Annotated in this window: 11 protein-coding genes and 1 pseudogene; all 12 read right to left on the bottom strand. The window is 49.5% G+C overall.

Annotated elements, in window-relative coordinates:
* Nucleotides 1-246: 246 nt before the first annotated feature.
* Entirely contained in the window at nt 247-546 is a 300-nt protein-coding gene (locus tag B5E82_RS17460; RefSeq protein ID WP_087308797.1) for a hypothetical protein, read from the bottom strand.
* 306 nt (nt 547-852) lie between these two features.
* On the bottom strand, nt 853-1,149 hold the full coding sequence (locus tag B5E82_RS17455; protein WP_087308796.1) for a DUF3847 domain-containing protein: 297 nt from the start codon (nt 1,147-1,149) through the stop codon (nt 853-855).
* A 95-nt stretch (nt 1,150-1,244) separates the two neighbouring features.
* Entirely contained in the window at nt 1,245-1,424 is a 180-nt protein-coding gene (locus tag B5E82_RS17450) for a cysteine-rich KTR domain-containing protein (RefSeq protein ID WP_087308795.1), read from the bottom strand.
* 17 nt (nt 1,425-1,441) lie between these two features.
* Entirely contained in the window at nt 1,442-1,741 is a 300-nt protein-coding gene (locus B5E82_RS17445) for a hypothetical protein (RefSeq protein WP_087308794.1), read from the bottom strand.
* A 30-nt stretch (nt 1,742-1,771) separates the two neighbouring features.
* Complete coding sequence (locus tag B5E82_RS17440) at nt 1,772-2,395, bottom strand: hypothetical protein (protein ID WP_087308793.1); 624 nt, start codon at nt 2,393-2,395, stop codon at nt 1,772-1,774.
* The gene (locus B5E82_RS17435; protein WP_087308792.1) at nt 2,392-2,952 is read right to left on the bottom strand and encodes an RNA polymerase sigma factor; all 561 of its coding nucleotides are present in this window, start codon (nt 2,950-2,952) and stop codon (nt 2,392-2,394) included. Before B5E82_RS17435 ends, B5E82_RS17440 begins: the two co-directional genes overlap by 4 nt.
* A gap of 84 nt (nt 2,953-3,036) precedes the next feature.
* Nucleotides 3,037-3,339, bottom strand: coding sequence for a hypothetical protein (locus B5E82_RS17430; RefSeq protein WP_087308791.1), 303 nt, complete (start codon nt 3,337-3,339; stop codon nt 3,037-3,039).
* A gap of 134 nt (nt 3,340-3,473) precedes the next feature.
* Complete coding sequence (locus tag B5E82_RS17425; RefSeq protein WP_087308790.1) at nt 3,474-3,689, bottom strand: transposon-encoded TnpW family protein; 216 nt, start codon at nt 3,687-3,689, stop codon at nt 3,474-3,476.
* Between the two features lie 79 nt (nt 3,690-3,768).
* On the bottom strand, nt 3,769-5,619 hold the full coding sequence (locus B5E82_RS17420; protein WP_330398423.1) for a recombinase family protein: 1,851 nt from the start codon (nt 5,617-5,619) through the stop codon (nt 3,769-3,771).
* A gap of 55 nt (nt 5,620-5,674) precedes the next feature.
* A pseudogene (locus tag B5E82_RS17415) lies at nt 5,675-5,971 on the bottom strand (VirD4-like conjugal transfer protein, CD1115 family); the annotation flags it as partial.
* The gene (locus B5E82_RS17410) at nt 5,968-6,456 is read right to left on the bottom strand and encodes a PcfB family protein (protein WP_087308787.1); all 489 of its coding nucleotides are present in this window, start codon (nt 6,454-6,456) and stop codon (nt 5,968-5,970) included. The gene B5E82_RS17410 and the pseudogene B5E82_RS17415, both read right to left, overlap by 4 nt.
* Nucleotides 6,457-6,462: 6 nt before the next feature.
* A complete protein-coding gene (locus B5E82_RS17405) occupies nt 6,463-7,356 on the bottom strand; it encodes a DUF6017 domain-containing protein (RefSeq protein WP_087308786.1) in 894 nt (297 codons plus the stop codon).
* Nucleotides 7,357-7,681 lie beyond the last annotated feature (325 nt).

Below are 7,681 nucleotides of genomic sequence, written 5' to 3'. Positions count from 1 at the left end.
CCTGATAATTTCGACTTTTTCTTCTGCATTTAATTTACTTTTTTGCGACATAGAATTGCTCCCTTTATGATTACAGTTTATTTTTTTCACTGTCTCTCATAAAGGGAGCATATCATTTCAAGATTTCCTGCTCGATGGTGCCGCCGGTGGTGGCTGGTATTCAGTTTTGATAGTTCAGGTCAGGGTGGCCCGATGATGGACAGCCCCATAAATTAGGATTTGTCTGCTTAACAAACTGGAAGTTAGTTACTCAAAACATTTAAATTCGTAACCATCTTCAGGTTCTCCAATTTCATATCCTAAAAGTTCTGTTAATTTCTTTTTTAGTGTTGAATACCATTTTTCCCAAATGTCATCAGGCATATTTCCCCAAATTTGTACCCCGCTAGGTTCAACAGAAGCTCGCAAATCTATATCTTCCCCTACCCATTGCGGTTCATCTTTATTTCCTGCCCAGTACGGCATGGAAGCATACACCATATTGATTTTTTCCCAAACTTCTTTCGGCGCAGTGTAATGAATGTTTAAATTTATATCATGTTCCATCCCCAATTCCTCCTATAAAAATTCCAATTTGTCGCTGGCTGTATTATACTATAATCGGTTGCTTTTGGGAACAGATGAATTGTAAACTTGCTGGACGGGAACAGCTTGCAGCGCAAGGTGTTTCCGGGCGGCAAGTCCACAAAGGGGTAGCTGGCGGCAGCCAGCGCAGGGGAAGTGTAGCTTCCCCTGTGATGATTGGCAGGAGCAACGCTACGGGCAATCATCCGCTTTCCGCAGGAAGCCCCCGGCAGGGCGCAACACACTACCTTCAGGTGGTGTATAGTTGCGCCCTTTGTTCCAAAGGGATTATTCCGCGTTCCCGTTCCCGGCTCGCTTTTTCAAAAACTCCTGTGCTGGCTCGCTCGTCAAGGCAAGCCGGAGAAAGGCGGTGGCTTCCTCGTCGGTCATGGTCTTGGCTTCCGGCACAATGCTCTCAAAGACCGCGCCCCGGACGATCAGCCGGTGGCTGCGCGTCCGGCGTTCCTCTTGGGACAACTTTTGCCGCAACACCTTTTCCCGGTTTTCAAGCTGTCGGATTTTCTTCTTTCCGTCCTCAATCTCGGCGGTCACTTCCTCACGGGTTTTCTCCCTCGGTTTCGTCATGGGTGGTCGCTCCTTTCTGCTCATAGGCAAAAGAAAAGAGCAGCCGTTTTCTGTGCGAAAATAGCTGCTCCTGTCCAAAATGGCTATTGAATTAGTTATGGCTGTTCGCCATGTTCTTTGATAACCGATGTGACATACTCTTTTACATTGATGATTGTTTCCTGCTTACATTTGGGGCAGTACAGGAGGAAGTTTTCAAGCACCGTATCGGGGCGCACTTTAATTCGAGTTTTGTTGTTGCAGATCGGGCATAGCACCCATTTTTCTTCTTCCAATACGCACCTCCTTCCGTTTAGGCCATAACATTATTCTTCATTCCGAAAATCAATATGAAAGCAATAATGAATACAGACAACAGTATTTTAATTGCCAATATCCATTTTTTTGTTTTTCCAAAAGCTGCAATAGCGGCACATACAATGGCTAAGCAATTCATTGCTACTCTTAAAGGATAGTTATAGCTAAAAACACTTCCACTCATAAATGTGCCAGATACAATAGACAACTGGCTTATCAAAAAAATTGCAACAGAAAGGCAGTAAAGCACAATGCTAATTAGAAGATTAAATTTCCCCTCAATGATTTTTTTCATTACGACACCCCCGTTAAGACACCTATCTTCTTATGAATGATTGGTTGGAAAATTCGTAATAATGTCTGTTTCTTTAGCAGAAATACTGGAACCATCTCCATTAGTTACAAAATCAAACATATAACCATATTCCGGGTTTCCTGCAAAAAGAGATAGTTCGCTTTCTGTAAAATAGCCAACAACAACAGTGTAGTATAATTTTTCGCCTTTTCCTTGATATGTCCAACATTCGGCTGTGTAAAGCTCATAACCCAGTGAAATGAGCCGTTGATACTCTGCAATCCGTTCTTCTTCTGAAAGTTCTACAACTTTCTCCCCATCATCTTTGAATACGGAAAAGCCAAGCAAGAAACTCACATTTTTCCCCTCATATTTTTCGCGGGCTTCTCTCACTGCGCTTGTAAAGGCCACTTCTCCCGGAGAGGGAGTAGCATAACTGCCAGACGAATTAGTATGATATTCGCTAATTACACGCCTACCGTCATGAGTTGTTGGGCTCCAGAAAACAATTCCCACAATCATTATCAGGCAAGCCGCCATAGCGCCCCACTTGATCCAACCTGTCTTTTTAGCTTTCTTTTTATAGTTGAGAGCTTCATCAACATATTTGGTATCAAGTTCGCTCATTGCGTCGGAAAACTTCTTCGCGTTCATACGAACACCTCTCTTTCTATCAAGTATTGTTTCATTTTCTCGCGGATACGGGTCAGCCGGACGGAGATGTTTTTCTCCGAAAGCCCTACAAACTCGGCTATGTCTTTGTAACTGTCGGCAAACCAATAGCGGCGCATGAAAATGACGCGATTTTCAAGGGTCAGCGTGTCCAAAAATTCTCCAATGATACGGGCTAACTCTCTGGCTTCAATTTCATCTTCCACGGTTTTTTGGTCTGCGATATAGCCCTCAATTTCCTCCAAAGCAATTTTGTAATGTCCGCTTCGTTTGGCTGCTTCCTTTCTCCAATAGATTTTGAGTGAAATGTTCCGAACGATTTTTACGATGTAGCTGAGCAGCGGGTTAGGGTGTACCGGGGGAATGGCGTTCCACGCGCCTAAGTAAGCGTCGTTGACACATTCCTCCGCGTCCTGTCTGCTATTCACAATGTTGTATGAGAGATTGTGACAGATTTTTCCGTATTTAATGTCCAGCTCTCGTATGCCTTGCTCTGACCGTTCAAAGAACATTTCTATGATTTTTTCATCGTCTATCATCTCACCGCCTCCTTTCCGGCTTCACCTATATACTACGGTTTTAGCGGCGAATACTACATTAATCTCAAAATTTTTTCAAAAAAATTATACCACATTTCGCGTGAGATTGCTCGCGGTAGCTTTCGCCGCTTCGCTGGCGGCTCGGCGGCGTTCCTCACTGTATGGGGCGGTCAGACGGAAAGAGAAACGGCCTTTCTCAATGTCAAACTCCATGCAGCCCGTTTCCGGGTCTGCGTCGGTCTGCTGGCAGATCGCCGGGTAGCGGCGGCTGTATGCAAGCAGACGCTTTTTCAAGGCGGTGTTGTGGGTGCGGATATGGATAAGGGGGTCTTTCTCGTCAAACCAAATATCGGTGGTCTTTTCCTGCTTGGTAAGCCCTGTTCTCATGCAAGCTCCTTCCTGCGCCCCTGTTACGCAATAGGGGCATTTTTCGGGTGTTTTCTCCGGCTCTTGACTTGGAGAAAACAGCGTTTTTGACGATAAAAACCGCCCGGACGGGGAATGGTTCGTCGGGGCGGCTGTTATCGCAAGATTTCTGTTTTTTCCGGCTCTTGACCGTCAGACGCGGATAAACGCGAACTGTCGGCAAGTACCAGTTTGAGCAGCTTGTCGCGGAATGTTTCTGTGCTGCTGTGATTGAAAAATAACTCCGCAACAATGGTCTGCCCGTTCCTCTGCGTTGTGATGATACTGTCGGGGTTCCGGGGCGCGGTGGGCGTCCCGTTCTGTTCTGCCATAGGCGGCTCCTTTCTCCGGGCGCGAAAAAGAGGATTTCCCGTAGTTGGAAAATCCCCTCTCGGCTGTCGGTTATTCTGTTTACAGTGCGGGCTGTGCGGCGGCGGTCTGCGCCTTTCTCCTTGCCCGGTATTCCCGCGCCTTGATACGCTCATACTCCCGTTGCTTTTCAAGGTTTCGCGCCCGGTACTCCCTTGAATATTGCCGGTGGTAGGCGCGGCTCTTTTCCTTTTTGGCTTCTTCGATTTCCTCCCGCATTTGCCGGATTTCCTGCTCGGTCGGCTCTGCGAGCTGCGTCACTTCGTTCTCAAACCTGCCGATATAGTTAAAATATATGCTGATGTGCTGGATTGCGTATCTCGCCCTTTTCTGGTCGCGCTCATGCACTTCAATCCTGCTGATAAACTCGTTGAGAATGGCGGGGGTAAGGTCGGTAAAGGCGGCATGGCGTTCCGTCAGTTTCAAAAACTTCTGCGCCCGTCCTCCCGCGTTCTCATAAGCGGATAGCTGCTCTTGGAGCGTGGCAAGCTCCGTTTTCAGTGTGTAGTATTCTTCCGAATACTTCTGCGACATTTGCTCGTAGCGGTCTTGCGGGATCGTGCCGAGGGCGTTGTCCTCATAGAGCTTATTCAGCACCTTGTCAATCTGTTCAAGGCGTGTCGTGATTTGCGGGATACGTTTCTGCTGCTTCTTGGTCTGGTCGGTCTGCTGCATGGCAAGGTTCTTTTTCACTAAGGCTTCAAACTCCGCCCGGTTGCTGATAGAGTAGTCCTCGATTTTCTTCAGCACTTCCGCGACGGTCTGCATGAGCAAGTCCGCGTCGATGATGTGTGGGGAATGGCACTTGGGGTTTTTGGCTTTCCCCTTGTGATACTCGCTGCAATAGGCAACATGCCGCTTGCCGCCGTTCCTGTAATCTATGCGGATGTGCATTTTTGCGCCGCAATCCTTACAGAAAAGCAAGCCCGACAAAGGGTGGATTTCCCCGTCCCCGTTGGGGCGTCTGACGGGCGCGTTTTCCAAAATCCGCTGTGCGGTTTCAAAGTCGGCGCGGTCAATAATCGGCTCATGCACATTTTCGGTTATCTGCCATTGGCTCCGGTCTACATAGTGGTTCCGCTTGTCGCGGAAGTGCTTTGTGGTCTTGAAGTTGACAACATCACCGCAATACTCCTGCCGCGTGAGGATATGGGTCAAGGTGACTTTGTTCCACTTATAGCGGTTGGCCTCATTGAGCGCCTTGTTTTTACACGTTCCCCGTCCCCGGTCTTTCATGTAGAAAGTGGGGGTAGGGATTTGCTCGTTTTTCAGATATACGGCGATTTGGTTGCGGTTCTTCCCGCCGATAAACAGACGGAAAATAAGGCGCACAACCTCGGCGGCTTCCTCGTCGATTATCCAAAAATCCTTGTTGTCCGGGTCTTTGATATAGCCGTAGGGCGCTTCGGTGGCAATCGGCTTTCCACTCACGCCTTTGGTCTTAATGCCCGTTTTCACTTTCTTGCTGATGTCCTTTGCGTACCACTCCGACATGATGTTGATAAAAGGGGCAAACTCCAATGTATCGGGGTTTTCGCTGTCTATGCCGTTGTTGACTGCGATAAAGCGCACGTTGTTTCTGCGGAAAATCTCCATAGCGTTGCCGACTTGGAGATAGTCGCGCCCCCAGCGGGTCATGTCTTTCATAATACACACGCCGATTTTACCGTTTTCTACGTCCTCTATCATGCGGGAGTAGGCGGAACGGTCGAAAAATCTGCCGCTTTCGTCATCATCAATGTAGTGCCGGATATTCGTCAATTTTAGCTGTCTGGCGTAGCTTTCCAAAAACTTCTTCTGGTTCTGTATGGAGTTGCTTTCGCCGCCGTCCCTGTCCTCGTCGCCTACGGAAAGGCGGGAGTAAAGGGCTGTGATTTTGCTGTAATCATTCATGTGCATATCCTCCTGTGCGTCCATGTAGAGTTCTTTACACTTAAGATTATGCACTCCACCGGGCGCTACCGTACTCAATGCCCTTACGGTATTTGCGGGCGTTCTTGCCTTTGGCGTACACCGCCAGCCGGACGATGACCGCCCCGGCGATACCTGCCAGCAGGTCCAGCGGATGCAGGCTTGGTGCCGCATAAGAAAACGCCTCCGTAAAGCCCTGGCTCAAATGCAGGAACTTTTCAGAGGCGTCAAGGCCGGGTGCGAGGCGCACCGCCTGGCAGAGCTTATCAAAGAGATACACGAACAGCAGATATGGAAGGTTGAGGATGAGAACCTTCTTCAAGTCAACCGTCATAATTCCACACCCCGGTCTTTGGTCTTGACCTTCTCCCGCTGGCGGTGCTGGACTTTTGACTGCTGCTTTGCCTGAGCCAGTTCCTTGCGGATAGAGGGCTTTTTCTCTTTCTCCAGGTTCTTTGCGGAAAACTCCCGAAAAGCCGCCGTGATGACGTCGGCATCCCGGCCCTTGAAGAACACCAGGTAGCGGGGTATCTCGCCGCTGGTATCCTTTTTCAGTGCAAAGTCAATGCCGTATTTCTTGGCGGTGGCGGAAAAGGCCCGGATATTCTGATCGGTAATCTCGATGTTGGAAACGCCGGTGTTGTGCTTCATCAGCTGCCGGAGGGTCTGCTTGCCGTGGTGCAGCTTGGTCTTGTGGCCGGTCACTCCTTTCTGCATCTCGTCCAGCACTTTTTTCATGGCCTGTTGCAGCATCCCGGCGGAGAGCTTGGTGGCCTCCACACAGAGGGCAACGGTGCGCTGGGTGACTTCTTCCTGCATGGCCTATTATCTCCTTTCTCCGCTGCCGTACAGGTCGTGGTTCACCAGGGACGCATAGTAGCTGTCGATGGTGGCCGGGGCGTTATACAGGGCAGCCAGCAGATATTTCTTGATGTTGCGGACATAGGTGGTGTTCTCCCGCATACGGTCCAACACATATTCGATGTGGGAACTGTTCAGCTTCAGGAACCGGGATTTGACCACCTCCGCCGGATAGTCGTCCCCGGAAATTCGGATCGTCTCCCTGCGGGAACATACGGTATCCACCATGAGCTCCACCAGCTCATTCAGCATATCCCGATCCAGCCGGTCATCCCGGCATAGATAGTCATACTCGATATTCTCCAAAATCAGTTCCCGATAGCTCTTTCGCTCACGCATCCAATCCCGTCCAGTCCGTTTGGCCCCTGCGGGGGTTTGGGGGCTTGATTGGATAGGATTTGATCCTTCCGTACTTGGTGAATCAGTATTTTGTTCTTCAGGATTTCTTTTCTCTTTATTTAATTGTGGCCGGTTTTCCAGACATGGGTTATCCATATCCGGGTTTTCCGTATCTGGACAAGCCGTATCCGGCTCGTCCTCACACGGCTGGCCCGTGTCCGGGGGATGGGGCGTCTCGTAGATGACATACTCGACATCCACGATCTTGCCCTTGCTGTCCCGGAGGCGGTTGCGGACTATGTACCCGGCCCGCTCCAGCTCCTTCAGGGCGGAGCCGATGCTGTCCGTGCCCTCCTTGCAGATTTTTGCAAGGCCTCTGGTGGTATAGTTCCAGTCCTCCGGCAAGGACAGCATCATGGAGAGCAGCCCTTTGGATTTCAGCGACAGCCCCGCGTTGCGCAGGTGGTGGTTGGACATCACCGTGTAGTCGCGGGTTTTCTCAATGCGAAATACTGCCATAGTATCACCTCCCTTCGGCGGTTTGGAAAAGTGTTTGTTTTTAGGAAAAAGACGACCTCTATGCCGCCTGGATGCCCCGGAGGGGAAAAACTACGGGCGGGGCCTTTGGGCTGACTGTGGGAGAAAAAACATAGGATTTTTGACTCCTTCTGGGACAGTTTTGGGCATGAAAAAACGCCATAGGTATAGTTCCTACAGCGTTTTTCAGTAAGCGCTTTATAATCGGCCGGATCGTCAGGCTCCAACTTTTGTGAGATACTTCAGATAGCTGGAGTAATTCACTTCCTCTCTGGTTCTCAGATTCGCAAAAGCTGGATTTCAACTA

Source organism: Lachnoclostridium sp. An138 (genome assembly GCF_002160765.1).
Lineage (GTDB): Bacteria > Bacillota > Clostridia > Lachnospirales > Lachnospiraceae > Laedolimicola > Laedolimicola faecalis.
This window is presented reverse-complemented; position numbering and strand designations above follow the sequence as displayed.